Raw genomic sequence first — 26815 nt, 5'->3', positions numbered from 1 at the left:
CCGGGCCGGCACATCGTGCACGTTCGCAGCCCGGGGCCCGCCTGTCTGACAGGAGCGGCCACCGGAGCTGCCGAAGCGGGAGGGGCCAACACGATGGTGCCGGCCCTCCCGCTTGGGGGCGGGGCCGCCGGAAACCGGCAGCCCCGCCTGAGTACTGCTATGCGCGCGGCTTCTCGCGCATTTCGAAGGTCTCGATGATGTCGCCTGTGTTGACGTCATTGAACGAGCCCAGACCGATACCACACTCGAAGTCCGTACGGACCTCGGTGGCGTCGTCCTTGAACCGCTTGAGCGACTCAACGGTGAGGTTGTCACCGATGACCTTGCCGTCACGGGTAACCCGTGCCTTGGCGTTGCGCCGGATAACACCGGAGCGGACGATCGAGCCGGCAATGTTTCCGAACTTGGAGGAACGGAAGACTTCGCGGACCTCGGCGGTGCCGAGCTGGACTTCTTCGTACTCGGGCTTGAGCATGCCCTTGAGTGCAAGCTCAATGTCATCAATTGCTGCGTAGATGACGGAGTAGAAGCGCATGTCCACGCCTTCGCGCTCTGCCAGGTCGGCAACGCGCTCGGCCGGCTTGACGTTGAAGCCGATGATGACGGCGTTGTCCACCGTCGCCAGGTTGACGTCGTTCTGCGTGATGGCACCAACGCCGCGGTGGATGACGCGCAGCTGCACGCCTTCGCCGACGTCGATCTTGAGCAGCGAGTCTTCCAGGGCTTCAACGGCACCGGAAACGTCACCCTTGAGGATGAGGTTAAGGGTGTCAACCTTGCCGTCAGCAACGGCCTGGTCGAAGTCCTCGAGGCTGATGCGCTTGCGGCGCTTGGCCAGTGCGGCGTTACGGTCCGCTGCTTCACGCTTTTCAGCGATCTGGCGGGCCGTGCGCTCATCGTCGGTGACGAAGAACGTGTCGCCGGCGCGGGGAACGTTGGACAGACCCAGCACCTGGACCGGACGGGAAGGTCCGGCTTCGGTAACGGTCTCGCCGTTCTCGTTGAACATTGCGCGGACGCGGCCGTGGGCCGTACCGGCAACGATCGTGTCGCCGACCTTCAGCGTTCCGGACTGGACCAGAACGGTGGCAACTGCACCGCGGCCCTTGTCCAGGTTGGCTTCAATCGCGATACCGCGGGCGTCCTTGTTCGGGTTGGCGCGCATGTCCAGGGCAGCGTCTGCGGTCAGCAGCACAGCCTCGAGCAGGGCGTCGATGTTGAGGTTCTGGCGGGCAGAGACCTCAACGAACATGGTGTCGCCACCGTATTCCTCGGGAACCAGACCGTATTCGGTCAGCTGGCCGCGGACCTTCTCCGGGTTGGCGCCTTCCTTGTCGATCTTGTTCACTGCAACCACGATCGGCACATTTGCTGCCTGGGCGTGGTTCAGCGCTTCAATCGTCTGCGGCATGACGCCGTCATCGGCTGCGACAACCAGGACCGCGATGTCGGTGACCTTGGCACCACGTGCACGCATGGCGGTGAACGCCTCGTGGCCCGGGGTGTCAATGAAGGTGATCGGACGGGTAGTGCCTTCATGATCGAACTGGATCTGGTAGGCACCGATGTGCTGGGTGATGCCGCCGGCTTCACCTTCAACCACCTTGGTGTTGCGGATGGCATCCAGCAGGCGCGTCTTACCGTGGTCAACGTGACCCATGATCGTGACAACCGGAGGACGTGCCTCAAGGTCGTCGTCGCCTTCTGCTTCCAGCTCGGCATCGAAGTCGATGTCGAACGTGCTCAGCAGTTCGCGCTCTTCGTCTTCCGGCGAGACAACCTGGATCTTGTAGCCCAGCTCCGAACCCAGGACACCGAATGTCTCTTCGTCCAGGGACTGCGTGGCCGTTGCCATTTCACCGAGGTGGAACAGAACGGTTACGAGTGCTGCCGGGTTGGCCTCAATCTTGTCGGCGAAGTCCGTGATGGACGCGCCGCGGCGCAGACGGACAACAGTGTTGCCGTCGCCGCGGGGTACCGAAACGCCACCCAGCGACGGAGCTGACATCTGCTCCAGTTCCTGCCGCTTTGCCCGCTTCGACTTGCGCTGCTTGCCGCGTCCTGCGCCACCCTTGCCGAAAGCACCGGCAGTGCCGCCGCGTCCGCGGCCGCCCTTGCCGAAGCCGCCGCCAACGGGTGCGCCGCCGCCTGCACCGGGAGCTCCGCCCGGTGCGCCGCCCGGACCCCTGCGGGGTCCGCCACCGGCACCGCCGCGGGCCGGGGCTGCCGGCCGCTCGGTGCGGTTGGGCATCATGCCCGGAGTAGGACGGGGACCGCCGGGACCGGCGGGACGAGCCGAAGCCGGACGGGGTGCGCCCGGACGGGCCGAAGCCGGACGGGGTGCACCCGGACGGGGACCGCCGGAGCCTGCAGCCGGACGGGGTCCGCCGGCGCCTGCTGCTGCTGCGGGACGTTCGGTGTTCTCGTCACGACGGCCCGGACGGGGCATGCCCTGGGACGGAGCGAACGGGTTGTTGCCCGGACGCGGTGCGCCCGTGCCCCGCTCGTTCTCGCCGCGGCCACGGGGGCGCGGCATGCCCTGGGAGGGGGCAAACGGGTTGTTGCCCGGACGCGGTGCGCCGGGACGGGGTGCGCTGCTGCGGGTTTCGCCGTCAGCGGGCGCAGCAGGCTTTTCGGCCGCGGGGGCCTTCGGTGCCGGGCGTGCGCCGGGCTTGACGCCTGACGGTGCGGCGGCCGGCTTGTCAGCAGCCGGTGCCTTCTCTGCAGCGGGTGCTGCCGGAGCCGGCGTGGCCGGCTTCTCGGCGGCGGGTGCTGCCGGAGCCGGTGCGGCGGGGGCTGCCGGAGCAGCTGCCGATGCCGGGGTAGGTGCCGACGGCGCCGGTGCAACTGGTGCTGCGGCCGGGCGCGGGCCGGGAGTGCCTGCCTGAGCGGCGGGCTTGGAATCGGGCTTGGATTCGGACGCCGGGAAGGCGCCACGAAGCTTCTTGACTACAGGTGCCTCAATTGTTGATGAGGCAGAACGGACGAATTCGCCCAGTTCCTGCAGTTTTGCAACTGCATCCTTCGAGGTGATGCCGAGCTCTTTGGCGAGCTCGTGTACGCGGACCTTGGCCACATTTCTCCTGTCTCGGTCCGCACCGAGCCAGGTACGAACCGTCTATTTCCTGCGGGCTTCCACTGCAGTCACAGCAAAGCCCATAGCAGAGCACAACAAAGCACTCATCGCTGGGTACTCATCGGGTTTCCATCAGATTTCTGACCCGCTTTCAGGTTGGACGGTTTCGAGCCCGCTCCCGGACGGAGCCGACTCAAGAGCCTTGAACCAAGCTTCCGCATCCGCGGTATCCACCTGGCCCCGAAAGGCCCGATTGAACGCACGTCGCCGAAGCGCTGCTGCAAAGCATGCTGATCCGCGGTGCACCCAGGCCCCGCGGCCAGACATACGGCGGTGTTCGTCGATGTGGACGGCAATCCTGCCATCCGACTCGACGCCAACCAGCCGTATCAGAACGGCCTGGTCATCCTTTTTCCTGCATCCGATGCATGTCCTCTGTGGGATATGCACTGCAGCGCCTGAGGCTGCAGAGGATGTTGGGAAAGCGGATGGTGACCCGGCCTCATACATTCTAACGCTTTTCTTCCCTTGTGCCGCATTCACCGCTGGGTGCGCGAGCTTAGGCGCTCTTGGCGTCGGAGACGATGTCGATCCGCCAGCCGGTCAGCTTCGCGGCGAGGCGGGCATTCTGCCCTTCCTTGCCGATTGCCAGAGAGAGCTGGTAGTCGGGAACAACAACGCGCGCCGAACGGGTGTCCTCATCCGTGATGGTGACGGAAGTCACGCGCGACGGCGAGAGTGAATTGCCGATGAAGGTGGCCGGATCATCGCTGTAGTCCACGATGTCGATCTTCTCGTCGTGCAGTTCCGTCATGACGGCGCGGACACGCGAACCCATTTCACCGATGCAGGCGCCCTTGGCGTTGATGCCGGAGACATTGCCCTTTACCGCGATCTTGGTGCGGTGGCCGGCTTCGCGGGCCAGCGCAACAATCTCGACGCTTCCGTCGGCGATTTCAGGAACTTCCAGCTCGAAGAGCTTCCGGACCAGGCCCGGGTGGGAGCGGGACAGGGTGATGGACGGGCCCTTGAAACCGCGGCGGACGTCCACCACGAAGGCCCGGATCCGGGAACCGTGCGTGTACTTCTCACCGGGGACCTGCTCCGTGGGAGGCAGCAGTGCCTCCACGGCACCCAGGTTCACCTGAATCATGTGCGGGTTGTTGCCCTGCTGGATCTGCCCGGAGACGATTTCTCCCTCACGGCCCTTGAACTCACCGACGATGGCGTCGTCTTCGACGTCGCGCAGCCGCTGCAGGATGATCTGGCGGGCGGTGCTTGCGGCAATACGGCCAAAACCGGTGGGGGTGTCGTCGAACTCGCCCACGGCCTCGCCGTCGTCGTCCACTTCCGTAGCCCAAATGGTGACGTGGCCATTCTTGCGGTCCACCTCGGCACGGGCTTTGTCCTGCGCGCCGGCGGTCTTGTGGTAAGCCACCAAAAGCGCCTGCTCGATGGTCGGAACCAGCAGATCCAAGGGGATCTCCCGTTCGCGTTCCAGCAGCCTCAGCGCACTCATATCAATATCCATCTAGGCCTCCTCAGCTGTGGGTTCTTCATCACTGTCGGCGATGCCGTCCAGCGGTACATCTTCGATATGCGCGAATTCGACTTCAACGCGTCCCTTGCGGATGTTCTCGAAGGGCAGGGTCCTCTGCTCGCCCTGCTTCGGCTTCATGCCCTTCTTGACCGGCAGTTCGGGGATCAGGGTGATGCCGTGGTCGTCTACGGACACCAGGCGGCCCATGACGTCGTCGCCGGTCAGGACGTTGACGCTGACCATGCGCCCGACGTTGCGGCGCCAGTGGCGCGGCGCTGTCAACGGGCGCGAAACACCGGGAGACGAGACCTCGAGGCTGTAGGGCCGGCCGTCGTCGTGCGGATCTGCATCCATGGCTTCGGAAATTGCGTGCGCGACGTCGGAGATGCGGTCGAGGCTGACGCCGCCGGCTTCACCTTCGGGAAGGTCGACAATGACGTGTACGGTGCGGTTGGCACCTGCCATTTTGATCTCGATGTCCTCGAGGAAAAGCTGCTGCTGTTCAACCGTGGGAGCGAGGAAGTTCTTGAGGCGCTGGGTTTCAGCGGTGATTTCTGCGTGCATGGCCTTCTTGCGGTAATCCGATGACGTGTCTTTTTTGGGGCTGGGCCGAACCGCCATAGGTGCCTCCCACTAGATGATGTTGTACCTACTAGCGTACCGACATTCCTGAGTCCCCGAGGCATCGGTGCTGATGGGGCGGCGTTCATGGCATCATCAGATGTAGTGAAAAAGCCACCGTCCCGCAGAACGCCCGCGGCCGGCCGCGCCGGATGGGCGACGGCGGTCCTGGGCGGCGTGAGGCGTACCACTCTGTTGCTGGTGCTGACCGCCGTGGTATTGAGCCTGGGCCTGGTCGCAGGCAACGGTTCCGGCGACGGCCGAGCCGCCAACTTCTCCGAGATCGCGCAGACCGATGCCCGCGCCGCCGCAGTGGAACTCTCGCGGCAGGCCCGCGCCCTGGCCGCGGACCCGGCGGGAGTGCCTAAGGTCATTGCGGCCGAGTTGGAAGGCCAGGCGGATGTGCTGGCAGACCAGTCGATCCTGCTGGTCCGGCCCGGCAGCCTCCGCAGCGGCGCGCTGCCCTTTCCCGATGCGGCGCAAACCCCGTCCGCACCCGCCGAGGCCTACATTCAGGCCCTGACCGCCTCCGCCCGGGCCAGCCTCGATGCCGCAGTGCGCGCCGATCCCGGAACCGCACGCCTGCTGGCCTCGACCGGGGCCGCCCAGCAGGTGCTGGCAGCCCGGGCCGCCGAAGCCGCCGGGATAGCTGCTCCGGGTCGCTGGCTGCCCGTTGCCCCGACAGCCGCAACTCCGGACTGCGCCCCGGAAGCGGCTGGCAGCGATCCAGCCGACACCGGAACATCCGGAGCGCAGTCCCCGGCCGGGCAGCCCGCCGAGGCGCCGGTTCCCACCGCAGCCACCTCGGGTCCGGAAGCACCTGCCCCTGACGCCGCAGCAGCACTCCAGGCCGTTGTGGACACGGAGTTCGGTGCCGCCTACGCCTACGAGGTGGCCATGGCCCGCACCACCGGTTTGGCTGCTGCCGAGCTGCTGGAGGAGAAGCGGGAGGCCCATCTGGCTGCCGGAGACCAGGCTGTGGACCTGCTGCCCCAGGTCTGCCTGCCGGCGCTGACCCCAACACCGGCCTATGCCCTGCCGGCGTCCTTCGGTGCGGATCCGGCCGGGGCGCTGGCGGATCTGGAAGCGGCAACGCCCGGCGTGTACGCGGATCTGTCGTCGCTGGGCAACGGCACCGTCCGTGCCTGGGCCGTTGAACGGCTGGCCGGGCTGAGCCTGGACCTGTACACGGACACCCGCAGTGTCCCCGCCTCCCCCGGCCTCGAGGCCCAGCCTGCGGGACTGCCGTGGATAGCCGGCACGGCCTAGCCTGTAGTAATGCGTCAGCCACTCCTGCGTCCCTGCGGCGGTCCCGGAATCATCACTGCCCAGCTCCCCGCTGCCCCCTTCGCCACGTCGGCCTGCCTGGTTCCTGACAGTGACCTGGTTCCTGACAGTGATGCGGTGCAGCCGTGGAGCTGAGCATTCCAGCGGAACTGCGCCAGCGGTACAGCCGCGACCGTTCCGGGCAGCGGTGGCTGGCCGCCCTTCCGCGGCTCGTGGCAGAGGCCGTGGAGCGCTGGGACCTGGCCCTGACACTGCCCGCGGGGAGCGGGCCCTGGTCGGGGCAGGGTGCCCTGGTCCTGCCGGTTGACTCTCCACACGGCGCTGCCGTGCTCAAGGTTGCCTATCCCCATGATGAGGCCCTCACCGAGCCTGCCGCGCTGGGCCTGTGGGGCGGGCATGGTGCCGTGGCGCTCTATGCCAGCCACACCGACAGCGGCACCCTGCTCCTGGAGCGGCTGGACCCCCTGCGGACTCTCGCCGGCGCCAACATGGATACCGCGGTCCAGGTCTGGGGAGGACTGGTACGCAAGCTCTCACTGCCAGCCGCCGACTCCCCCGGCTGGGCCGGTGTCCCCTCCCTCGCCGAGCGGGCCGAGCAGCTTAGTGATGAGCTGCCTGCCGATTGGGAGGACCTGGGCCGGCCCTGTGAACGCCGCCTGTTGGAAGCCGCCCTGGAGGTGTGCCAGACCCGCGGGGCGGTGGGACGGCGCAGCAGCAACGATGTGCTGGTCCACACCGACCTGCACTTCGGCAATATCCTGTACCGCGGTGGTGCTTCCGGCGAACCGTCCGGGTTCGTGGCCATCGATCCGCAGGCCATGGTGGGGGAAGCCGAATTTGCTGCCGCACCGATGCTGTGGAACCGGCTCGAGGATCTGGCCCCGGCCCGTCCGGAGGCGGCACTGCGGGAGCGGCTGGCCCGGCTCTGCGGCGCAGCCGGCCTGGACACCGAGGCCGCGCGGGCCTGGAGCGTGCTCCGGGAAGTGGACAACGCCCTGGATTACACCCGGGCGGGCCGGCGCAAGGATGCGGAGCGGTCGGTCTGGGTGGCCACCGCGATCGCCGGCTAAGCCCTCGGATAGACGCGGGCTCAGCCGCGGATGTTCTCCACCCACACGTCGTAGCCCAGCTTGCAGATCAGGGCTGAAACGACCACCAGGAACACGATCCGGATGAACTTGCTGCCCTGCTTCACGGCCATCCGCGCGCCGATGTAGCCGCCCACCATGTTGGCCAGGCCCAGGATCAGGCCGATCCCCCACAGCAGCGCGCCGTTGGGCAGGAAGAACGCCAGGGCGCCGAGGTTGGTGGCCATGTTCACGATTTTGGCCTTGGCGCTGGCGGCCAGGAAGTTGTATCCGAGGAACGTGACCATGGAGATGATCAGGAAGGACCCGGTTCCCGGTCCGATCAGCCCGTCATAGAACCCGATCACGAGGCCGATGGCCCCGGCTGTTCCGTAGTGCCGGCGCCCCTGGTGACGGAGCTTGGTGAGCTCGCCGACCGTCGGCTTGGTGGCGGTGAAGACAGCCACGGCAATCAGCGCCACCACGATGATCGGCTTGAACACCGAGGAGGGCAGCGTGGTCGCCAGCACGGCTCCCCCGAAGCTGCCAACCAGCGCGATGCCGGCCATGGGCAGGGCGGTGCGCAAATCCGGATGCGCGCGCCGGTAATACGTGATGGCGCTGGTGGTGGTGCCGAAGATGGAACCCATCTTGTTCGTTGCCAGCGCCTGCACCGGTGTGATCCCCGGAATCAGCAGCAGGGCGGGCAGCTGCAGCAGCCCGCCGCCGCCCACCACCGCGTCCACCCAGCCGGCGGCCAGGCCTGCCACCACCACAAGGAGGATGGTGGCAAGCTGGATCTCCTCGAGACCGGAGACCACTGGGTACTACTGCGCTGCTACACGGCGCACGTACTCCACCGCTTCGGCCACCGGCACGTTTTCGGCAACGCCGGTGGCACGGTCCTTGATCTCGACGACGCCGTCGGCCAGCCCGCGGCCGACCACCAGGATGGTGGGGACGCCGATCAGCTCGGCGTCGCCGAACTTCACGCCGGGAGAGACCTTGGGGCGGTCATCGTAAATGACTTCCAGGCCCGCGGCTTCGAGTTCCTCGGACAGGGTGGCGGCAGCTGCGAAGATTTCCTCGCCGCGGCCGGTGGCCACCACATGGACATCGGCCGGAGCGACGGCGCGCGGCCAGATGATGCCCTTATCGTCGTGGTTGGACTCGGCCAGGGCGGCGACGGCGCGGGTGACACCCACGCCGTAGGAGCCCATGGTCACGGTGACCAGCTTGCCGTTCTTGTCCAGGACCTTCACGCCCAGGGCCTCCGCGTACTTGCGGCCGAGCTGGAAGATGTGGCCCATTTCGATGCCGCGGGCCGCTTCGAGCGGACCGGAGCCGTCCGGAGCCTCGTCGCCCTCGCGGACCTCCACGGCCTCAATGACGCCGTCCCAAGTGAAGTCGCGCCCGGCCACGAGGCCGATGACGTGCTTGCCGGCCTGGTTGGCGCCGGTGATCCAGCTGGTGCCCGAGACAACGCGCGGGTCCACCAGGTACAGCAGACCGGTGGCGGATTCGGTGCCGAGGACCGGTTCCTCAACGGACAGGCCCGGGCCGATGTAGCCCTTGACCAGGCCCGGATGCTTCTTGATGTCTTCGTCGGAGGCCGCCTCGACTTCGAGCTCGCCGCCGATCTCGACATGTGAGGCAATGTTCGCTTCGATGCGCTTGAGGTCCACGGCACGGTCTCCGGGAACGCCGACGACGACGATCCGGCGTTCGCCCGTGGGCAGCTTCACGGCCAGGACGACGTTCTTCAGCGTGTCAGCCGCAGTCCATTCGCCGGCTTCACGCGGGAAGCGGGCATTGACGTCGGCGACCAGGGTCTCGATGGTCGGGGTGTCGGGAGTGTCGACAACCTTCGCTTCCGGGGCACCGGTGAAGTCGATGGGGGCCGGGGCGACGCTGGTCACGGCCTCGACGTTGGCTGCGTAGCCGCCGGCGGACCGGACGTAGGTGTCCTCGCCGACCGGTGTCGGGTGCAGGAATTCCTCGCTCTTGGACCCGCCCATGGCGCCGGACACAGCGGACACGACCACGATCTCCAGGCCGAGGCGCTCGAAGATGCGCAGGTAGGCACCGCGGTGGGCCTGGTAGCTGGCCTCCAGGCCGTCGTCGTCAATGTCGAAGGAGTAGGAGTCCTTCATGATGAATTCGCGGCCGCGCAGCAGGCCGGCGCGCGGCCGGGCTTCGTCGCGGTACTTGTTCTGGATCTGGAACAGGGAGACCGGCAGGTCCTTGTACGAGCTGTACAGGTCCTTGACCAGCAGCGCGAACATTTCCTCATGCGTGGGGGCCAGCAGGTAATCGTTGCCCTTGCGGTCCTGCAGGCGGAACAGGTTTTCGCCGTACTCGGTCCAGCGGTTGGTGGCTTCGTAGGGTTCGCGCGGCAGCAGCGCCGGGAAGTGGACTTCCTGGGCGCCGATGGCGGCCATCTCCTCGCGGATGATGGTCTCGACCTTGCCCAGCACGCGCAGGCCCAGCGGCAGCCAGGAGTAGATGCCGGGGGCGGCGCGGCGGATGTAACCGGCCCGCACCAGCAGGCGGTGGCTGGCAACCTCGGCATCGGAGGGGTCGTCGCGCAGGGTACGCAGGAAAAGATTGGAAAGTCGAAGGACCACGCTGGGTATCCGTTTCTGCAGCCATCGGCTGCATTCAAGCTGGGAACAGGGAAATAACGCTCCCCTCTAATCTAGCGCGTGCCGCCCCCGCAGGCGGACAGGCTGTACAACGACGACGGGGCCGGACCAGCGCTGCAGGTCCGGCCCCGGTTCGCACGGGTTGTGATTAGTGCAGGTTACTTCTTTTCGAGTTCTGCAAGTGCCGCATTGATGGTTTCCTCGGCACTGGCCACGGCGGCCGCTGTATCGGTCGGGTCGAAGATGGTGACGCTGAGACTCGTCGTACCCGAGAGAGCCCTGACCAGAACGGTTTCAGACTGCCCATCGGCCCTCGTAATCGTGGCCCGGTACGCCTGGGTGGCCGGCGCCTCCGAGGCAGCTTCAAGGGCTTCGACTGCACCGGTGAGGGCCACTCCCCCGCGCTCGAGCTGGAATTCGGCGCAGTCCGTCGCGAGCTGGGCACCGGTCTCGGCCTGTTAGCGAATCGGTTGCCGTGAGCATCAGGATCGCCATGCTGGCGTTATCCAGCACACCTGCGATGTCGGTGGTGGCCAGAACGTCACACTGTTCGGGGGTGACCGTAACTCCGGCCAGGGCGTCCGGGGTGCCCTCGAGCAGTGGAGCCAGGGTTTCCTGATTGAAGATGTCCCCGCCCAGGCCCTCGTCTGCCTTGACTGCCTGGAGCGCGGCCTCGAGCTCTTCCGGCGTGTACTGATCCTGGCCAACGGACAGGGTGGGGGTCGGGGAGGACTCTGCCGAGCCGGAGTCGGCTGCCTCGCTTGAGCTGCCGCAGCCGGAAAGTGCAAAGACTCCGGCAACAAGCAGTGCGCCTGTTTCCCCCATAGATGTCCCACTGTCCGGCGTTGACCGGAAGCGGAGGTCGTATTCCGTCTGGGCTTCCTGTCTGACCAGCAAGCACACTGAGCATCCTAGTGAGACGACACGCGTCATACGAAATCAGAAGAGGGAAATCAGAAAAGGATGGTCGCGAAGGTCCCCACCTGCTCGAAGCCCACGGTTTCGTACGTGGCGCGGGCGGGGGCGTTGTACGCGTTGACGTACAGGCTGACCACCGGCGCGACCTGCCGTGCAGCCTCCACCACGGCCGACATATAGGGCGCGCTCAGTCCCCGTCCGCGGTAGGAGGGATTCACCCAGACGCCCTGGATCTGCACCACAGAGCTGGAGACAGTGCCCAGTTCTGCCTTGAAGACCACCTGGCCTGAAGCGTCGAAGTCCACCAGTGACTGCTGCCGGGCAATCAGGGACTTGACCCGCTGCCGGTAATGATGGCTGCCGCCGGAGACCGGCGAATAACCCACTTCCTCCTCGAACATCGCGGCGCAGGCCGGCAGCAGGACGTCCAGCTCAGCGGGCTGGGCGTAACGCAGACCCGGGGCGGGTGAGACCTGCGAAGTACCTGTCATCTGCAGCAGCGGCTGGTCGCTGCGCACGTCAAAGGGCTGCGGACTGGAGAACTGCAGCTGGGACCAGATGGACAGCACCGCTTCGGAGGGTCCAAAAATAGAGGAGTAGCGGCGGCCGGAGCGGGCAAGGAACGCGCCGATCTCAGGCCCGGTATCCGCGTCCACACCGACGGGCACCAGATTGACGCCGGCCCAGCAGGCCGCGATCAGCTCGTCGCCGTCAAAAACGCCGACGACCCGGCCGCCGGCAGCGGTGGGCGCGGCGGTCCGGGTCGTTTCAAGATGTGACAACACGAAGATATTGGCGACCGGATCGGCTTCGGCCAAAGCCCAGAGGGCAGCAGTATCGGCGTGGTCCAGGATGCGGAGCGCGCCGGAGCTGCTGCCGCGGATCCCGTCTGTTTCGCGGCCTGCGGTACCTGTCTTAGCCGACAGTAACCATGGGGCCACCCGTGCCAGCATTTTCGCCATCGGATTCCCCCATGCTCTCTGCGATCTTCATAGCCTCTTCAATGAGGGTCTCAACGATCTGGTCTTCGGGGACAGTCTTGATGACTTCCCCCTTCACAAAGATCTGGCCCTTGCCGTTGCCGGAAGCAACGCCGAGGTCAGCTTCACGGGCCTCGCCCGGTCCGTTCACGACACAACCCATGACTGCGACGCGGAGGGGAACCTCCATGCCTTCCAGACCGGCCGTCACCTGCTCAGCGAGAGTGTACACGTCCACCTGGGCACGGCCGCAGGACGGGCAGGACACGATTTCGAGTTTGCGCGGGCGCAGGTTCAGCGACTGCAGGATCTGGTTGCCAACCTTGATTTCCTCTACCGGCGGGGCGGAGAGGGAAACACGGATGGTGTCGCCGATGCCCTGGGAGAGCAGGGCGCCAAAGGCGGTGGCGGACTTGATGGTTCCCTGGAAGGCAGGACCTGCTTCGGTCACGCCCAAGTGCAGCGGCCAGTCGCCGCGATCGGCCAGCAGCTCGTAGGCGCGCACCATGACCACCGGGTCATTGTGCTTGACCGAGATCTTGAAGTCGTGGAAGTCGTGTTCCTCGAAAAGGGAAGCTTCCCAGACGGCGGATTCAACCAGTGCTTCCGGGGTTGCCTTGCCGTACTTGGCCAGCAGCCGCGGATCCAGCGACCCGGCGTTGACGCCAATGCGGATGGAGGTGCCGTGGTCCTTGGCGACCTGGGCGATTTCCTTGATCTGGTCGTCGAACTTGCGGATGTTGCCCGGGTTTACCCGGACAGCGGCGCAGCCTGCTTCGATCGCGGCGAACACGTACTTCGGCTGGAAGTGGATGTCAGCGATCACGGGGATCTGCGACTTCTTCGCGATGATCGGCAGCGCCGCGGCGTCGTCGGCACTGGGGCAGGCCACACGGACGATGTCGCAGCCCGATGCCGTCAACTCGGCAATCTGCTGCAGGGTGGCGTTGATATCCGTGGTCGGCGTCGTCGTCATGGACTGGACACTGATCGGCGAATCGGATCCGACACCGACCGACCCCACCTTGATCTGGCGGGTCTTGCGCCGCGGCGCGAGGGTGGGCGGCGGGGCTGCTGGCATTCCAAGGTTGACCGAGGTCAAAACGTCCTCCATGTGCCCACAAGGGCAGTTATTCGATTGAAAGCGCGGTGCGAACCTGCGCTTGTCTATTATCCACCCCGCACCTGGGCGGAATGAACGAATTTCGTTGCAGGCTTAGACCAGGTGGGCAAATGGTCCGATAACGGGCTGCCACTCCGTGGTCTTCATCCCGGAGATGGCGCCTACGGCGGCGAACGGGTCCTTCATCAGCAGTGAAGAGAGGTCAACCTCGTCTTCGGCGGTGAAAATCAGCAGTGCACCGGCCCCGTCCTTGAACGGACCCGATGCCAGCACACGGCCTTCCTCGAGCAGGCCGGCCAGCCACTCGCGGTGAGCCGGGCGGTGCTCGTCCCGAATCTGGGCGGAATCGGCGTCGTAAACGTACTCAACTGCAAAAATACTCATTGCCCCAGCCTACGGGATGGCCGCCTCAGAGCAGGAAGGCGCGGGCCGCGGCGGCTACCGCCACTGCCCACAGCATTGAGGTCAAAGTCCCGATAATGAACCGCTCAGCGGCCGCCGGTGTGTCTTTGAGCTCAGCGTAGCGGCCCAGGCCCTTGATGGCGACGACGTAGGCGATCGCCACCGGCTCTGCGGCCAGCACCGACGCGGCTACCGCCAGCCGTTCCAGGACGCCGATCACCAGCCCGCCGCGGAGCACGGATCCGGGCGCCGGCCCGCTGCTGCGGCCTGCCGTGGCAGGAGTTGGGGCCGGGCGCGGGGCCGGAGATATGGCAGCTGATCCAGCCGGGGCCGGAACTGCGGCGGCGGCCGGCAGTTCCGCGTCCCGGTCCTGGTCCGCGGCCGGATCGGAATCGGAGAAGGGCGGTCCGGAATTTTCCACGGCGCGGGCCAGCCGCAGGACACCGGCTGTCACCGGCCAGCCGAGGACGGCAGCAGCCAGCAGGGTCAGGACGATCCAGAGGAACTCCATCAGGCACGCTCCCCCGGGACGGCCGCGGCTGTCCCGGGCGCCCCCGAGGCATCCGACGTGACGGGATTCTGCCCGTCAGGTTTCGGCCCACCTGAAGCCAGGTCGTCGGCTCTGGAGAGCAGGACGGCGGCGGCGGGGCGGGCCGCCCATTCCTCCTGCCATCCGGCACGGGCAGTGGTTTTACCGACCGACTGCGGGCTGATCCCGAGCCTGCGCGCTGCCGCGCTCTGGGCACCCCAGATACCGGGCTCCACCTGGTCCAGGATGCGCCATTGCTCCGCGGAACGGTCCCGGATGAGCCTGCCGATGAGCACCAGCACGGCCTCTGCTTCTGCAGCACCTGGGGCGCCAGCCACTGCCAGGGGCGGGCGGTCACCGGTTTTCTTGGCCCGGTCCACCGCCTCCCGGGCGGCGAAAAACGCCGGGCCCGAGGCTTCACGGGTGCTCACGGGCAGCGGGGTGTCCACGGCTCCGACTCCAATCCCCACTGACCAGTGGCCGTTGCGCAGGGCGAGCAGGGCGGCATCCACCGCGGTGCCGGCGTCGGCCGTGATGCCCTGGACTTCATCACCCACGGAGCGTTCGAAGGCACGGTCCATGGGCACGCCGCGCAGCAGCTCCAGGAGTTCGGGCACCCGGTCCCGGCCGCCGCGGCTGCCCTTTTGGTCGATCGTCAGCACGAACATGTTGAAACCGTAGCCGGTTGAAATCCGAATATCAACCGTTTACGGCTTCAAATCCGCGAACCCCGGGCCGCCCTGCCGGAAGAGGCTGGGCCTAGTTGAAGAGGCTCACCGGCTTCACGATGTCCGCGTAAATCAACAGGGCGCTCATGCCCATGAGCAGGATCGCCACCGCATAAGTCAGGGGCAGCATCTTGGCCAGGTCGAAGTGGCCCGGATCCGGCCGCTTGAAGAGCTTGGCCACCCGGCGGCGCAGCCCTTCCCAGAGGGCGCCGGCCACGTGTCCACCGTCCAGCGGCAGCAGCGGGATCAGGTTGAAGACAAAGAGTGCCAGGTTCACGCTGGCGACCAGCCCCACCAGGGTAGCGACCCGGCTTTCCACGGGCACTTCCTCCATGGAGGAGATTTCACCGGCGATGCGCCCCACGCCCACAACACTCATGGGGCCGTTCGGATCGCGTTCCTCCGAGGAGAACGCCGCCTGGGCGACGTCCACCACACGCTGGGGCAGGTTGAGGATCACGCCGGCGATGCTGGACAGGTTCTCCCCCACGGCGGGCAGCACTTCGGATCCCGGCTGGCGGACCAGCTCGGTGGAGGCAGCCACGCCAATGAACCCAACCTCCTGCGTCACCGGGTTGCCTGCGTCGTCCACCGCCGGCGCGCCGTCGTCGCCGGCCACCGGGCGTTCGGTGAGCAACGGGGTGATGACCGTGTCGTGTTCCACGCCGTCGCGCATGTAAGTGATCGGCACTGATTGGCCGGCCGCGTCCCGGATGCGGGAGGACAGGTCTTCCCAGGACGTGACAGGGCTGCCGTTGAACTCGGTGATCGTGTCGCCGGGCAGGAGACCGGCCTGATAGGCGGGCGCTGCCGGGTCGGCGTCGGTGCACTCGGTCTGTCCCTGGGCTGCCTGGTCAGAGGTGATGACGCACTGGTTCACCTCTGAAAGGGTGGTGGTGCTCTGTGCCGTTCCGAAGCCCATGAGCAGCACGGCAAAGAGCACGACGCCGATCACCAGGTTCATGAACGGTCCGCCGAGCATCACGATGATGCGCTTCCAGATCGGCAGGTTGTAAAAGACCCGGTTCTCGTCACCGGGCTGCAGCTGTTCCGCTGCCGCGGAGCGTGCATCCGTGGCCAGCTGCTGGAACATTCCGGTGCTGGAGCTGCGGACGGTCCCATCGGTTTCGTCGGCGGCGTTCGGCGGGTACATGCCGACCATGGATACATAACCGCCCAGCGGCAGGGCCTTGACGCCGTACTCGGTTTCGCCGCGGCGGCGGGAGAATATGGTCGGACCGAAGCCGATCATGTACTGGGTCACCCGGACCTTGAACGCTTTGGCCGGTACCAAATGGCCCACTTCGTGCAGGGCAATGGACACGGCGATGCCGACGGCCACGAACAGCACGCCCAGGATGAAGAGCAGAACGGTCAAGGGTTTTTCCTTCGGGGTTATGGAGTTGTGCGGAAAACTACCGGCCGCAGCGGGCGCGTGCCGCTGTGCGGGCCCACTTTTCCGCAGCGAGCACCGACTCCAGGGTGAGTTCCGCGGTGTCGGTGTGTTCGGCCAATACGGCCGCGATCGTATCAACGATGTCTGTGAATCCGATGAGTCCGTCGTGGAAGGCATCCACGGCCTCTTCGTTGGCTGCGTTGTACACGGCCATGCCGGTGCCGCCGGCCGCGGCGGTGGCCTTGGCCAGAGCGACGGCGGGAAATGCCTCCTCGTCCAGCGGCTCGAACGTCCAGGTGGCGGCCTTGGACCAGTCGCAGGGCTTCGCGGCGCCCGGAACCCGGTCCGGCCAGCCCATGCCCAGGGCGATCGGCAGGCGCATGTCCGGCGGGGAGGCCTGCGCGATGGTGGAGCCGTCCACGAACTGAACCATGGAATGCACCACGGACTGCGGGTGGACGACGACGTCGATCCGGTCCAGCGGCACGTCGAAGAGCAGGTGGGCTTCGATGACTTCCAGGGCCTTGTTGACCATGGAGGCCGAGTTGGTGGTGACCATCCGGCCCATTTTCCAGGTCGGGTGGGCCAGTGCCTGGTCGGGGGTGACGTGTTCGAGCTGGCTGCGGGTCATGCCGCGGAACGGACCGCCGGAAGCGGTGACGACCAGACGGTCCACCTCCGCGTCGGTGCCCGAGCGCAGGGCCTGGGCCAGGGCGGAGTGCTCGGAATCCACCGGCACCAGCTGTCCCGGAGCTGCTGCCCGCTTGACCAGCTCGCCTCCGACGATCAGGGATTCCTTGTTCGCCAGGGCCAGCAGGTGGCCGGCGGCCAGTGCGGCAAGGGTGGGTTCCAGGCCGATGGAACCGGTAATGCCGTTCAGGACCACCTCGGCCTCGGGCCAGGCGGCGATGGCGGTGGCTGCGGAGGGGCCGGTGAAGAGTTCCGGGTCATAGTCGTTGACACCGGCGTCGCGGGATGCAGCCTCGATGGCGTTGCGCAGGGTGGCGGTGTCAACGACGGCTGCGCCGACGGCGGCGGCCCGGGTATGGACGGCCTGCCGGGCGAGCAGGTCCAGGTTGGACCCGCCGGCGGCCAGGGCAACAATGGTGAACCGGTCCGGGGCGCCGTCGGCCACGTCGATGGCCTGAGTGCCGATCGATCCGGTGGAGCCCAGGAGCACCACGCGCCGGGGCACGCCCTCGGTACTGCCGAAGGGGCGGTCGGTGGCTGCGGACGGGGTGCCGGAAAAACCTTGAAGCTGCATGGTTCAAGTATTACGCACCGCGGCTGTCGCGGGCTGCGCTCCCGGTGCTCTGGCCACGGGTGGAGCCCGCCATAACTGCGATCTCGATACCGGGGACGCCGGGATAACCGGCAGAGCTGCACTCTCGGCGGCGGGCGACAGCGTGCTACTTCGCCAGAGCTGCACTCTCGGCGCCGGGGGCGCCCGGGTACTCGCCATATGTGCGCACTCGGCGGCGAGAGCGCACCTAACGCGGGAAAAGGTCCGTGCCCGGACCGCGAGAGTACACGTTTGGCGACTTCCAGAGGCCCGACCCCGCCGTAGGTGCACTCTCGATGCCGGGGACATCCGGATAACCGCCACAACTGCACACTCGACGGGCGGCGCACCAGCTCCCACCCTATGGGGACAGGGGTGACAGGCGGCGGGCGCCCCATCAGCTGCGGGAGTGGACGAGAGGGGGAACCACCCGTGCCAGCGGAGTCGGCGAAGCCTGCCGCCGGCCCCGGGAGGGCACCAGATTGGGGCCGGCTGGGAAGGCCGGCTACAACGTGATGGGCAGGGCCGCGACGGCGTCCGGGATCGGGTCGTTGCCCGAGACAACGTCCAGGGTGAGCCGGGCGCCGCGGCCGCTGTGGATCAGCTCCGCGAGGACCGCCGCGACGTCGTGCCGGGGAATGCTGCCCGGCTCGACCTCGGGGGCAAGTTCCACCAGGCCCACGGCCTGGTCATTGGTCAGGTGCCCCGGCCGCACGATGGTCCAGTCCAGGTCGCGGGTCTTGAGGTCCTCCTCGGCAGCCAGCTTGGCAACGAGGTAGGCGTACATGACGTCGTCGAGGCCCTCCGGCCGGGCACCCCCGGCCACCGCATCGAGACCGTCGGCGGAGATCTGCACAAAGCGGGACACCCCGGCCTGTTCCGCTCCTTCGGCCAGCAGCACTGCGGCACCGCGGTCCACGCTGTCCTTCCGGGCGGCACCGCTGCCCGGGCCGGCACCCGCGGCGAAAACGGCTGCGTCGGCACCGGTGAGGACCTGGATGACGTCGTCGACCGTGCTGTTCTCCAGGTCGATAACCACCGGGGCAACGCCGTCGGCCTCCACGTCAGCGGCCTGGTCCGGGTTGCGGATCAGGCCGGCCACATCGTGGCCGTTGGCGGTGAGCAGCCGGCCGAGTTCGCGGGCAATCTGTCCATGGGCACCTGCTATGACTATGCGCATCTTAAGAAGGTAACGCAGCCCCTGTTCCCAGCGCCCGGGTGCCTCGGGAATTCGGCTGCCGGAGCCCCGAGATCAACAGCCGCGCACTGGCAGCCGGCGCAGCAGCTACCGGCCGGCGCGGCGCAGTGTCTGCCGGGCCTGCTTCAGCAGCGGACCGTCGATCATCTGGCCGCGGAAGCTGAACACTCCGCCCTGGTTCTCGGATTCGGTGATGAGCTCGGCCGCGTACAGAACCTCATCCTCCGACGGCGCATAGGCCGCGCGCACCGCCGGCACCTGCCCGGGATGGATGCAGGCCTTGGCAGCGAAACCGGAGGCAACACCGTCGCGTGCTTCCAGCTCGAGGCCCCCGGTATCTTCGATGCTGCCGTAGATCGAGTCGATGGCGCCCTTGCCGTAGGCACCGGCGGCCAGCAGCACCGTGGCCCGGGCGTGCTGGGCCACGCCCCGGTAACTGCCGTCGGCGTGGCGGCTGGATTCCCCGCCGAGGGAGGCCATCAGGTCTTCGGCGCCCCACATCAGCGCGGTCACGCATGCCACCTGCGCAATCTCGGCCGCGCGGACCACGCCCAGGGCGGTTTCCAGCAGGGCGACGACGTCGAAGTCCGCGAGCGCCGCACCGAGGGCCGCGGGGTCCTCTGCCTTGGCGACCATCAGGGTCCGGTAGGGCGTTTGCCGGATGGCGGCCAGGTCCTTCTCGAAGTCAGCGGACCCCACCGGGTTGACCCGGACGATCGTGGTCTCCGGATCCAGGTCGGAGTCGACCAGGTTCCGGCGGGCGGCGTCCTTATCGCCGGGGGCCACTGCGTCCTCGAGGTCCAGGATCACGGCGTCGGCGCGGTCAGCTGCCTTGGCGAAGCGCTCGGGCCGGTCAGCCGGGCAAAAGAGCAGGGCCGGACCCATGGGGAAAGTGGTCACGTGGAAATCTCCTTCAGTGCGGGTGGTGCGTCCAACCTATCCTTCGTCCCGGGCGGATTCCATCCACATCAATGCGGTCCGGGTGCAGCGCGCCACCACATTCCCGTGCTGGTTGCGGCCGGTATGGGCCAGGGTGACAATTCCCTGTCCCGGGCGGGACCCGGACGGACGCTTGTCCACCACCTCGGTCTCCGTGTACAGCGTGTCGCCGTGGAAGAGCGGCTGCGGAAAGCTAATCTCCCCCAGCCCCAGCTGCGCCACCAGGGTGCCCTGGGTCAGCTGCCCCACGGACTGGCCCACCATCGTGGCGAGCGTGAACATCGAGTTCACCAGCCGCTGGCCAAAGGGTTCGCCCGCACTGTAGGCGGCATCCAGGTGCAGGCCCTGGGTGTTCATGGTCAGGGTGGTGAACAGGACGTTGTCCGCCTCCGTGACAGTGCGGCCCGGGCGGTGCCGGTAGATCACCCCTGGCTCGAACTCCTCGTACCAGAGCCCGCGCTGCTCAATGACCCGCGGTGCCATGGCCAGCTCCTCGGTCCCGGCGTCGGGCTCCTCATACGTCACAGCCCAACCTCCAGCCGCGCGCCGGTGGCGGCCAGCACCTCGTCCACGCTCACCCCGGGAGCGGTTTCGCGCAGGACCAGCCCCCCGGGGCCCACCTCGATCACGGCCAGGTCGGTGACGATCAGGTCCACGCAGCCCTTTCCGGTCAGCGGCAGCGAACATTCGGACACGATCTTGGGGTTGCCGCCGCGGTCGGTGTGGTCCATCATCACGATCAGCTTCTTGGCCCCGAACACCAGGTCCATCGCCCCGCCCATGCCCTTGACCATCTTGCCGGGAACCATCCAGTTGGCCAGGTCCCCGTTGGCTGCCACTTCCATGGCACCGAGCACCGCCACATCCACATGCCCGCCGCGGACCATGCCGAAGGACGCCGCGGAATCGAAGAACGACGCACCGGCATTGACCGTGACGGTTTCCTTGCCGGCGTTGATCAGGTCCGGGTCCAGTTCCGCTTCGGTGGGATAGGGGCCGACGCCGAGCACCCCGTTTTCCGAGTGCAGCACCACTTCCACTCCCTCGGGAATGAAGTTGGGGATCAGTGTGGGCATGCCGATCCCGAGGTTGACGTATTGTCCGTTTTCCAGCTCGCGGGCCACGCGGGCGGCCAGCTCGTTCCGGGTCAGTGCCATGTCAGGAATCCTTTTGTGGATGCCGCCGCTGCCGGGGTTCCGGTAGTGGCGGTCACGGTCCGCTTTTCGATGCGCTTCTCCCCCGGTGCCACCGGGACGACCCGTTGGACGAAGATGCCCGGGACATGGACCGAGGCCGGGTCCAGCTCGCCGGGTTCCACCAGCTCTTCCACCTCGGCAATGGTGATTTTTCCGGCCATGGCACAGAGCGGGTTGAAGTTCATGGCGGTGGCATGGAAGACCAGGTTGCCGTGCCGGTCCCCCTTCCACGCGTGGACCAGCGCGAAGTCCGGGGTCAGGGACTCCTCCAGCACGTACTCCGCGTCGCCGAAGGTGCGCACTTCCTTGGCGTCCGAGGCCTGCAGCACACCGCCGTCGCCGTCGTACTTCTGCGGCAGCCCGCCCTCGCTGACCTGGGTTCCCACCCCGGCGCTCGTATAGAACGCGGGGATGCCTGCCCCGCCGGCGCGCAGCTTCTCGGCGAGCGTGCCCTGCGGCGTGAGGATGACTTCCAGCTCGCCGGCGAGGAACTGCCGGGCAAATTCTTTGTTCTCCCCCACGTAGGAGCTGACCGTGCGGCGGATCCGGTGGTCGGCCAGCAGCCGGCCCAGGCCCCAGTCATCGACGCCGCAGTTGTTGCTGACCGTCTCCAAGTCGGAAGCCCCGGCGTCGTGCAGGGCATCGATCAGTGCCACGGGAATGCCGCACAGTCCAAAGCCGCCCACGGCCAGGGAGGCGCCGTCGGGGATGTCGGCGACGGCGTCGGCAGCCGTGGCTATCACCTTGTTAATCATGGATCCACCGTTCGTTAATCGCCGTTGACCAACCGGACATCCTAGAGCCCCAGTTCCCGGGCGATCAGCATCAGCTGGACCTCCGTGGTGCCCTCGCCCACTTCCAGGATCTTGGAATCGCGGTAGTGGCGGGCCACCCGGAACTCGTTGATGAAACCATAACCCCCGAAAATCTGGGTGGCGTCGCGGGCATTGTCCATGGCCGCCTCGCCTGCGACCAGCTTAGCCATGGCCGCCTGGGTCTTGAACGGCTTGCCGGCGAGCATCCGCGCGGCGGCGTCGTAGTAGGCCAGCCGGGCGGTGTGGGCGCGGGTCTGCATCCGGGCGATCTTGAAGGAAATGGCCTGGTTGGTGCCGATCGCAGCCCCAAAGGCCTCGCGTTCCTTGGCGTAGCGCAGGGCTTCCTCGACGCATCCCTGGGCTGCTCCGGTGGCGAGGGCGGCAATCGCGATGCGTCCCTCGTCCAGGATCTGCAGGAAGTTCGCGAAGCCGCGGCCCTCGGCGCCAAGCAGGTTGGCTTCCGGAACCCGGACGTTGTTCAGGGTGAGCGGATGGGTGTCCGAGGCATTCCAGCCCACCTTGTTGTAGGCCTTTTCCGCAGTGAAGCCGGGGGTGTCGGTGGGAACCAGGAGGGTGGAGATCTGCTTCTTGACCGTGCTGCCGCCGTGGCCGTCCGGAACCTCAGTGCTTCCGGTGACGGCTGTGACGGTGACCAGGGTGGTGATGTCGGTGCCGGAGTTGGTGATGAACTCCTTGGTCCCGTTGATCACCCACTGCCCATTCTCGCGGTGCGCGTTGGTCCGGGTGCCGCCGGCGTCTGAACCGGCTTCGCTCTCGGTCAGCCCGAAACCGGCGAGCGCCGTGCCGGAGGCGAGGGAGGGCAGCCACTGCTGCTTCTGCTCCTCGGTGCCGAACCGGTAGATGGGCATGGCTCCCAGGGACACGCCGGCCTCCAGGGTGATGGCCACGGACTGGTCCACCCGGGCCAGCTGCTCCAGGGCCAGGGCGAGGGCAAAATAGTCGCCGCCCTGTCCGCCGTACTGCTCCGGGAACGGCAGGCCGAACAGGCCCATCTCCCCCATCTGCGCCACTACCTTGTAGGGGAAGGTGTGCTCGGCGTCGTGCTGGGCGGATACGGGCGCGACGACGGTGTCGGCGAAGTCGCGGACGGTATCCACCAGGTCCTGGTAGTCCTCGTTCAGGTCAAAGTCCGGCATGTCCTGCTCCTTCGGTTGCGGGGTTTGGGGTGGCGGGGTCCGGGACGGGGTCCGCCGGCATGATGGTCGCCAGCACCTGGTCGGCCTTGACCAGGTCGCCGGGCCGCAGGTTCAGCGACACGGTGCCAGTGAGCGGCGCGGTGAGCTGGTGCTCCATCTTCATGGCCTCGACGCTGAGCAGCGGCTGCCCGGCGGTGACGGAGTCGCCGTCGGCGACTGCCACGGCCGTCACCGTCCCGGGCATCGGCGAGCGCAGTACCGGATCGGCGGCACCGTCGGCACGGCCCGCCGCGGCCAGCGCCGCAGCCAGCAGTTCGCGTCGGCTGCGGATCCGCAGTTCGGCGGCATATCCGCCGTCGGCAACCCACACCGTGCCGGGGCCGCGGTCGGGGCCGGGTACCGGGGCCAAGGTCAGCGGGTGCACGGTGCCGTCCAGCGTGAGCAGGACACGGTCCCCGTCCCGGTGCAGCGACGCCCTATGCTCCGGTCCCCCGTTGATGGTGACCATGGCGTCCGTTGCGCTGCCGCGGACGGTGACGACGACGTCGCGAGGTACCGGGGCGCCCGCGCCGGGCGCAGGAGGCGCGGCGGGCGCAGGAGGTGCGGCGGCCGCGAAGGTGAGCGTCAACGGCCGGTGCACCCCGATCCGCCAGCCGTCGGCCCGCCGCCAGGGCGAGGGGTCCGCCGTCCGGCCCGCAGCCGGTGCTGAGGACAAGCCCGGTGCGGCGGCCCCGGCCAGCTCCTCCACCCGGACCAGCGCGGCGGCGGCCAACTCCGGTTCAGAAGGGCTGCGGAAGGTCAGCCCCGGCAGCTTCCGTTCGATCATGGTGGTATCCAGGCGGCCGGCCCGGACGTCGGGATCGTTGACCAGCAGGCGCAGGTATTCCAGGTTGGTGCCGATTCCCAGGATGACGGTCTGCGCCAGTGCTGCATCCAGCCGGTCCAGCGCGCTCTGCCGGTCCGGGCCCCACGCGATCACCTTGGCCAGCATCGGGTCGTAGCTGGAGGAGACGGTGAGTCCCGGCAGCAGCGAGGAGTCCACCCGGATCCCCTCCCCTGCGGCCTCCTGCAGGCGGTGTACCCGCCCGGAGGTGGGCAGGAAGTCCCGCGCCGGGTTCTCCGCATAGACCCGGGCTTCCACGGCGTGGCCGGTGAGGCGCACATCGTCCTGGACCAGCTCCAGCTTCTCGCCGGCGGCAATGCGGACCTGCCATTCGACCAGGTCCAGTCCGGTGACCATCTCGGTCACCGGGTGCTCCACCTGCAGCCGGGTGTTCATCTCCATGAAGAAGAACTCTCCGGGGGCCGCGTCGGAAACCAGGAACTCCACCGTTCCGGCCCCGGTGTAGTCCACCGACCGGGCCGCCTCGCAGGCAGCCTCCCCGATCCGGGCGCGGGTTGCCTCGTCCAGCAGGACCGATGGCGCCTCCTCAATGACCTTCTGGTGGCGTCGCTGCAGCGAGCACTCACGCTCCCCCAGATGGATCACGTTGCCATGGCTGTCCGCCAGCACCTGCACCTCGATGTGCCGGGGCACAGCGATCAGCCGTTCCAGGAAGAGGGTGTCGTCGCCGAACGCCGATGCCGCGACCCGGCGGGCGGTGGGCAACGCGGCCGGCAGGTCTGCGGCGTTTTCCACCGCGTGCATGCCCTTGCCGCCGCCTCCGGCCGAGGGCTTGATCAGCAGCGGGAAGCCCACGGAGGCGGCGGCGGTGATCAGCTGGTCGTCGGTCAGGCCGGGTTCGGCGATACCCGGCACCACCGGAACCCCGTGCGAGGAGACGTGGTTCTTTGACCGGATCTTGTCCCCCATCAGGTCCAGTGCGCGCACGCCGGGGCCGATGAACACAATCCCGGCAGCTTCAAGGGCCCGGGCGAACTCGGCGCTTTCGCTGAGGAACCCGTAGCCGGGGTGCACCGCCTGCGCTCCGGAGCGCCGGCAGGCAGCGAGCACGGCCTCGATGTTGAGGTAGCTGTCCCGGGGCGCCGCCGGGCCGAGCCGGACGGCAAGGTCGGCCTCGCGCACGTGCCGCGCGCCGGCGTCGTCGTCGCTGTAGACCGCAACGGAGCGGATCCCCAGCCGGCGCAGGGTCGCGATGATGCGGCAGGCGATTTCGCCGCGGTTGGCGACCAGGACGGTGTCGAAGAGTGCGTCGGTCATAATCTGCTCACATCCGGAAGAGGCCGAAGGAGGTCTCCGGCAGCGGGGCGTTGGCGCAGGCGTCCAGGGCCAGGCCCAGGACGGTGCGGGTGTCAGCGGGGTCGATGACGCCGTCATCCCACAGCCGGGCCGTGGAATAGTACGGGCTGCCCTGGGCCTCGTAAGTGTCGCGGATGGGCGCCTTGAAGGCCTCCTCGGCGCCGGCGCCCCACTCCTCGCCGCGGGCCTCGAGCTGGTCGCGCTTGACGGTGGCCAGGACTGAGGAGGCCTGGGCGCCGCCCATGACCGAGATCCGCGCCGCCGGCCACATCCAGAGGAAGCGCGGGCTGTAGGCGCGCCCGCACATCGAGTAGTTGCCTGCGCCGAAGGATCCGCCGACCACAACGGTCAGCTTGGGTACGCGGGCCGTGGCGACGGCGGTGACCATCTTGGCGCCGTTCTTCGCGATGCCGCCTGCCTCGTAGTCCCGGCCGACCATAAAGCCGGAGATGTTCTGCAGGAAGATCAGCGGAATGCCGCGCTGGTCGCACAGTTCAATGAAGTGGGCGCCCTTGAGCGCTGACTCCGAGAAGAGGACGCCGTTGTTGGCGACGATCCCCACCCGGTGGCCGTGCAGCCGGGCGAAGCCGGTGACCAGGGTGGCGCCGTAGTCCTTCTTGAATTCGGAGAATTCGCTGCCGTCCACCAGCCGGGCGATCAGTTCGCGCACGTCGTACGGGGTCTGCAGGTCAGTGGGCACGGTGCCGTAGATTTCCTCCGCAGGGTACGACGGCGCCCGGCCGGGCTGGATCTCCCAGGCCGGGGACTGTTCGGGGAAGGTTTCCACGATGCTGCGGACGATTTCCAGGGCGTGCGCGTCGTTCTCGGCCAGGTGGTCGGTGACGCCGCTGACCCGGGAGTGCAGGTCTCCGCCGCCGAGCTCCTCGGCGGTCACGATTTCCCCGATGGCCGCTTTCACCAGCGGGGGGCCGCCCAGGAAGATGGTCCCCTGGTTGCGCACGATCACCGTTTCGTCGCTCATCGCTGGCACATAGGCGCCGCCGGCGGTGCACGAGCCCAGGACGGCGGCGATCTGCGGAATCTTCCGGGCCGACATCTGCGCCTGGTTGAAGAAGATCCGGCCGAAGTGCTCCCGGTCGGGAAAGACATCGTCCTGCAGCGGCAGGTACGCGCCCCCGGAGTCCACCAGATAGATGCAGGGCAGGCGGTTCTCGAAGGCGATTTCCTGCGCACGGAGGTGCTTCTTGACGGTCATCGGATAGTACGTGCCGCCCTTGACCGTGGCGTCATTGGACAGCACCATGACCTGCCGGCCGTGAACCAGGCCGATGCCGGCCACGAGTCCGGCGCCCGGGCACTCGTCGTCGTACATGCCGTTGGCGGCCAGCGGGGCGATCTCCAGGAAGGGGCTGCCCTCGTCGAGCAGCCGGTCGACCCGCTCGCGCGGCAGCAGCTTGCCGCGGGCGGTGTGCCGTTCCCTGGAGCGCGCGGGCCCGCCCAGCGCCGTCTCGGCCAGCCGCTCCCGCAGGTCCTTCGCCAGATCCGCCTGGGCCGCGGCATTGCGGGCATACTGCGGTGAAGCCGGATCCAGCAGGGTTGCAAGGGTCTCCATTGACGTCTCTCTGCTCGCTGGGGCGGCAGCCTCCCGGGGCGGCCCGAAGGCCATATGTCGGTTAATCACCGCTAACTCAAATTAAGGTTATTGGTTATTAACCGACCTGTCCACCACAATGGAAAGCGAGCTTGGAAACGAAT

26 protein-coding genes are annotated in these 26815 nt (G+C 67.5%); 3 read left to right on the top strand and 23 right to left on the bottom strand.

Annotated elements, in window-relative coordinates; translation table 11 throughout:
• Positions 1-157: 157 nt before the first annotated feature.
• The 4 genes from infB to KKR91_RS05690 form a co-directional block, all read right to left on the bottom strand.
• Positions 158-3076: a translation initiation factor IF-2 gene (infB, locus tag KKR91_RS05705; protein ID WP_210230562.1), complete on the bottom strand. Its 2919-nt coding sequence runs from the start codon at positions 3074-3076 to the stop codon at positions 158-160.
• 132 nt (positions 3077-3208) lie between these two features.
• Positions 3209-3586, bottom strand: a complete 378-nt coding sequence (locus KKR91_RS05700) for a YlxR family protein (RefSeq protein WP_210230561.1) — start codon at positions 3584-3586, stop codon at positions 3209-3211.
• A 49-nt stretch (positions 3587-3635) separates the two neighbouring features.
• Positions 3636-4607, bottom strand: a complete 972-nt coding sequence (gene nusA, locus KKR91_RS05695; protein ID WP_210230559.1) for a transcription termination factor NusA — start codon at positions 4605-4607, stop codon at positions 3636-3638.
• On the bottom strand, positions 4608-5237 hold the full coding sequence (locus KKR91_RS05690) for a ribosome maturation factor RimP (protein ID WP_210230558.1): 630 nt from the start codon (positions 5235-5237) through the stop codon (positions 4608-4610).
• A 177-nt stretch (positions 5238-5414) separates the two neighbouring features.
• On the opposite strand from KKR91_RS05690, the gene KKR91_RS05685 reads away from it, so the two are divergent.
• From KKR91_RS05685 to KKR91_RS05675, 3 genes are read left to right on the top strand one after another with little or no spacing between them, the layout of a single operon-like run.
• Complete coding sequence (locus KKR91_RS05685; RefSeq protein WP_210230557.1) at positions 5415-6506, top strand: DUF4439 domain-containing protein; 1092 nt, start codon at positions 5415-5417, stop codon at positions 6504-6506.
• Between the two features lie 9 nt (positions 6507-6515).
• The gene (locus KKR91_RS05680) at positions 6516-6659 is read left to right on the top strand and encodes a hypothetical protein (protein ID WP_210230556.1); all 144 of its coding nucleotides are present in this window, start codon (positions 6516-6518) and stop codon (positions 6657-6659) included.
• Entirely contained in the window at positions 6650-7594 is a 945-nt protein-coding gene (locus KKR91_RS05675) for an aminoglycoside phosphotransferase family protein (protein ID WP_210230555.1), read from the top strand. The genes KKR91_RS05680 and KKR91_RS05675 overlap by 10 nt, the downstream gene beginning before the upstream one ends.
• A gap of 20 nt (positions 7595-7614) precedes the next feature.
• Here KKR91_RS05675 and KKR91_RS05670 read toward each other — a convergent pair whose 3' ends face one another.
• The 19 genes from KKR91_RS05670 to KKR91_RS05580 all read right to left on the bottom strand — a co-directional run bounded on the left by KKR91_RS05670 (position 7615) and on the right by KKR91_RS05580 (position 26672).
• On the bottom strand, positions 7615-8412 hold the full coding sequence (locus KKR91_RS05670) for a sulfite exporter TauE/SafE family protein (protein ID WP_210230553.1): 798 nt from the start codon (positions 8410-8412) through the stop codon (positions 7615-7617).
• Between the two features lie 6 nt (positions 8413-8418).
• Entirely contained in the window at positions 8419-10218 is a 1800-nt protein-coding gene (locus KKR91_RS05665) for a proline--tRNA ligase (protein ID WP_210230551.1), read from the bottom strand.
• Between the two features lie 176 nt (positions 10219-10394).
• The gene (locus tag KKR91_RS05660) at positions 10395-10631 is read right to left on the bottom strand and encodes a hypothetical protein (protein ID WP_210230549.1); all 237 of its coding nucleotides are present in this window, start codon (positions 10629-10631) and stop codon (positions 10395-10397) included.
• A complete protein-coding gene (locus KKR91_RS05655) occupies positions 10600-11061 on the bottom strand; it encodes a hypothetical protein (protein ID WP_210230547.1) in 462 nt (153 codons plus the stop codon). Before KKR91_RS05655 ends, KKR91_RS05660 begins: the two co-directional genes overlap by 32 nt.
• Before the next feature lie 128 nt (positions 11062-11189).
• The gene (locus tag KKR91_RS05650; RefSeq protein WP_420481424.1) at positions 11190-12095 is read right to left on the bottom strand and encodes a GNAT family N-acetyltransferase; all 906 of its coding nucleotides are present in this window, start codon (positions 12093-12095) and stop codon (positions 11190-11192) included.
• Positions 12070-13236 (bottom strand): flavodoxin-dependent (E)-4-hydroxy-3-methylbut-2-enyl-diphosphate synthase, encoded by a 1167-nt coding sequence (ispG, locus tag KKR91_RS05645; RefSeq protein ID WP_210230802.1) that lies wholly within the window; start codon positions 13234-13236, stop codon positions 12070-12072. Before ispG ends, KKR91_RS05650 begins: the two co-directional genes overlap by 26 nt.
• A 114-nt stretch (positions 13237-13350) precedes the next feature.
• Positions 13351-13641, bottom strand: a complete 291-nt coding sequence (locus tag KKR91_RS05640) for a YciI family protein (RefSeq protein ID WP_210230546.1) — start codon at positions 13639-13641, stop codon at positions 13351-13353.
• A 25-nt stretch (positions 13642-13666) separates the two neighbouring features.
• Positions 13667-14170, bottom strand: coding sequence for a hypothetical protein (locus KKR91_RS05635; protein ID WP_210230544.1), 504 nt, complete (start codon positions 14168-14170; stop codon positions 13667-13669).
• Complete coding sequence (locus tag KKR91_RS05630; protein ID WP_237687501.1) at positions 14170-14856, bottom strand: MarR family transcriptional regulator; 687 nt, start codon at positions 14854-14856, stop codon at positions 14170-14172. The genes KKR91_RS05635 and KKR91_RS05630 overlap by 1 nt, the downstream gene beginning before the upstream one ends.
• A gap of 91 nt (positions 14857-14947) precedes the next feature.
• A complete protein-coding gene (locus tag KKR91_RS05625) occupies positions 14948-16294 on the bottom strand; it encodes a M50 family metallopeptidase (protein WP_210230542.1) in 1347 nt (448 codons plus the stop codon).
• A gap of 37 nt (positions 16295-16331) precedes the next feature.
• On the bottom strand, positions 16332-17576 hold the full coding sequence (dxr, locus tag KKR91_RS05620) for a 1-deoxy-D-xylulose-5-phosphate reductoisomerase (protein WP_210230540.1): 1245 nt from the start codon (positions 17574-17576) through the stop codon (positions 16332-16334).
• 523 nt (positions 17577-18099) lie between these two features.
• Entirely contained in the window at positions 18100-18774 is a 675-nt protein-coding gene (locus KKR91_RS05615) for an SDR family oxidoreductase (protein WP_210230538.1), read from the bottom strand.
• 105 nt (positions 18775-18879) lie between these two features.
• On the bottom strand, positions 18880-19677 hold the full coding sequence (locus KKR91_RS05610; protein WP_210230800.1) for an HpcH/HpaI aldolase/citrate lyase family protein: 798 nt from the start codon (positions 19675-19677) through the stop codon (positions 18880-18882).
• Between the two features lie 51 nt (positions 19678-19728).
• The gene (locus KKR91_RS05605; RefSeq protein ID WP_210230799.1) at positions 19729-20214 is read right to left on the bottom strand and encodes a MaoC family dehydratase; all 486 of its coding nucleotides are present in this window, start codon (positions 20212-20214) and stop codon (positions 19729-19731) included.
• Between the two features lie 38 nt (positions 20215-20252).
• Positions 20253-20888 carry a CoA transferase subunit B gene (locus tag KKR91_RS05600; RefSeq protein ID WP_210230537.1) on the bottom strand — a complete coding sequence of 212 codons (636 nt, stop codon included), beginning with the start codon at positions 20886-20888 and terminating at the stop codon, positions 20253-20255.
• The gene (locus KKR91_RS05595) at positions 20879-21682 is read right to left on the bottom strand and encodes a CoA transferase subunit A (protein ID WP_215057290.1); all 804 of its coding nucleotides are present in this window, start codon (positions 21680-21682) and stop codon (positions 20879-20881) included. Before KKR91_RS05595 ends, KKR91_RS05600 begins: the two co-directional genes overlap by 10 nt.
• Positions 21683-21723: 41 nt before the next feature.
• Positions 21724-22899 (bottom strand): acyl-CoA dehydrogenase family protein, encoded by a 1176-nt coding sequence (locus tag KKR91_RS05590; RefSeq protein WP_210230535.1) that lies wholly within the window; start codon positions 22897-22899, stop codon positions 21724-21726.
• Positions 22886-25060, bottom strand: a complete 2175-nt coding sequence (locus KKR91_RS05585) for an acetyl/propionyl/methylcrotonyl-CoA carboxylase subunit alpha (RefSeq protein WP_237687500.1) — start codon at positions 25058-25060, stop codon at positions 22886-22888. The genes KKR91_RS05590 and KKR91_RS05585 overlap by 14 nt, the downstream gene beginning before the upstream one ends.
• Positions 25061-25067: 7 nt before the next feature.
• Complete coding sequence (locus tag KKR91_RS05580; protein WP_210230533.1) at positions 25068-26672, bottom strand: carboxyl transferase domain-containing protein; 1605 nt, start codon at positions 26670-26672, stop codon at positions 25068-25070.
• Between the last annotated feature and the right edge of the window lie 143 nt (positions 26673-26815).

Origin of the sequence: Arthrobacter jiangjiafuii (assembly GCF_018622995.1) — a bacterium.
Classification (GTDB): domain Bacteria; phylum Actinomycetota; class Actinomycetes; order Actinomycetales; family Micrococcaceae; genus Arthrobacter_B; species Arthrobacter_B jiangjiafuii.
This window is presented reverse-complemented; position numbering and strand designations above follow the sequence as displayed.

Excerpts from the sequence above, each read along its gene's own strand:
- KKR91_RS05700 (WP_210230561.1), bottom strand. The coding sequence starts at position 3,586 with ATGTATGAGGCCGGGTCACCATCCGCTTTCCCAACATCCTCTGCAGCC.
- nusA (WP_210230559.1), bottom strand. The coding sequence starts at position 4,607 with ATGGATATTGATATGAGTGCGCTGAGGCTGCTGGAACGCGAACGGGAG.
- KKR91_RS05690 (WP_210230558.1), bottom strand. The coding sequence starts at position 5,237 with ATGGCGGTTCGGCCCAGCCCCAAAAAAGACACGTCATCGGATTACCGC.
- KKR91_RS05680 (WP_210230556.1), top strand. The coding sequence starts at position 6,516 with ATGCGTCAGCCACTCCTGCGTCCCTGCGGCGGTCCCGGAATCATCACT.
- KKR91_RS05655 (WP_210230547.1), bottom strand. The coding sequence starts at position 11,061 with ATGGGGGAAACAGGCGCACTGCTTGTTGCCGGAGTCTTTGCACTTTCC.
- KKR91_RS05640 (WP_210230546.1), bottom strand. The coding sequence starts at position 13,641 with ATGAGTATTTTTGCAGTTGAGTACGTTTACGACGCCGATTCCGCCCAG.
- KKR91_RS05635 (WP_210230544.1), bottom strand. The coding sequence starts at position 14,170 with ATGGAGTTCCTCTGGATCGTCCTGACCCTGCTGGCTGCTGCCGTCCTC.
- KKR91_RS05630 (WP_237687501.1), bottom strand. The coding sequence starts at position 14,856 with ATGTTCGTGCTGACGATCGACCAAAAGGGCAGCCGCGGCGGCCGGGAC.
- dxr (WP_210230540.1), bottom strand. The coding sequence starts at position 17,576 with ATGCAGCTTCAAGGTTTTTCCGGCACCCCGTCCGCAGCCACCGACCGC.
- KKR91_RS05615 (WP_210230538.1), bottom strand. The coding sequence starts at position 18,774 with ATGCGCATAGTCATAGCAGGTGCCCATGGACAGATTGCCCGCGAACTC.
- KKR91_RS05610 (WP_210230800.1), bottom strand. The coding sequence starts at position 19,677 with ATGGGTCCGGCCCTGCTCTTTTGCCCGGCTGACCGGCCCGAGCGCTTC.
- KKR91_RS05605 (WP_210230799.1), bottom strand. The coding sequence starts at position 20,214 with ATGGCACCGCGGGTCATTGAGCAGCGCGGGCTCTGGTACGAGGAGTTC.
- KKR91_RS05600 (WP_210230537.1), bottom strand. The coding sequence starts at position 20,888 with ATGGCACTGACCCGGAACGAGCTGGCCGCCCGCGTGGCCCGCGAGCTG.
- KKR91_RS05595 (WP_215057290.1), bottom strand. The coding sequence starts at position 21,682 with ATGATTAACAAGGTGATAGCCACGGCTGCCGACGCCGTCGCCGACATC.
- KKR91_RS05590 (WP_210230535.1), bottom strand. The coding sequence starts at position 22,899 with ATGCCGGACTTTGACCTGAACGAGGACTACCAGGACCTGGTGGATACC.
- KKR91_RS05585 (WP_237687500.1), bottom strand. The coding sequence starts at position 25,060 with ATGACCGACGCACTCTTCGACACCGTCCTGGTCGCCAACCGCGGCGAA.
- KKR91_RS05580 (WP_210230533.1), bottom strand. The coding sequence starts at position 26,672 with ATGGAGACCCTTGCAACCCTGCTGGATCCGGCTTCACCGCAGTATGCC.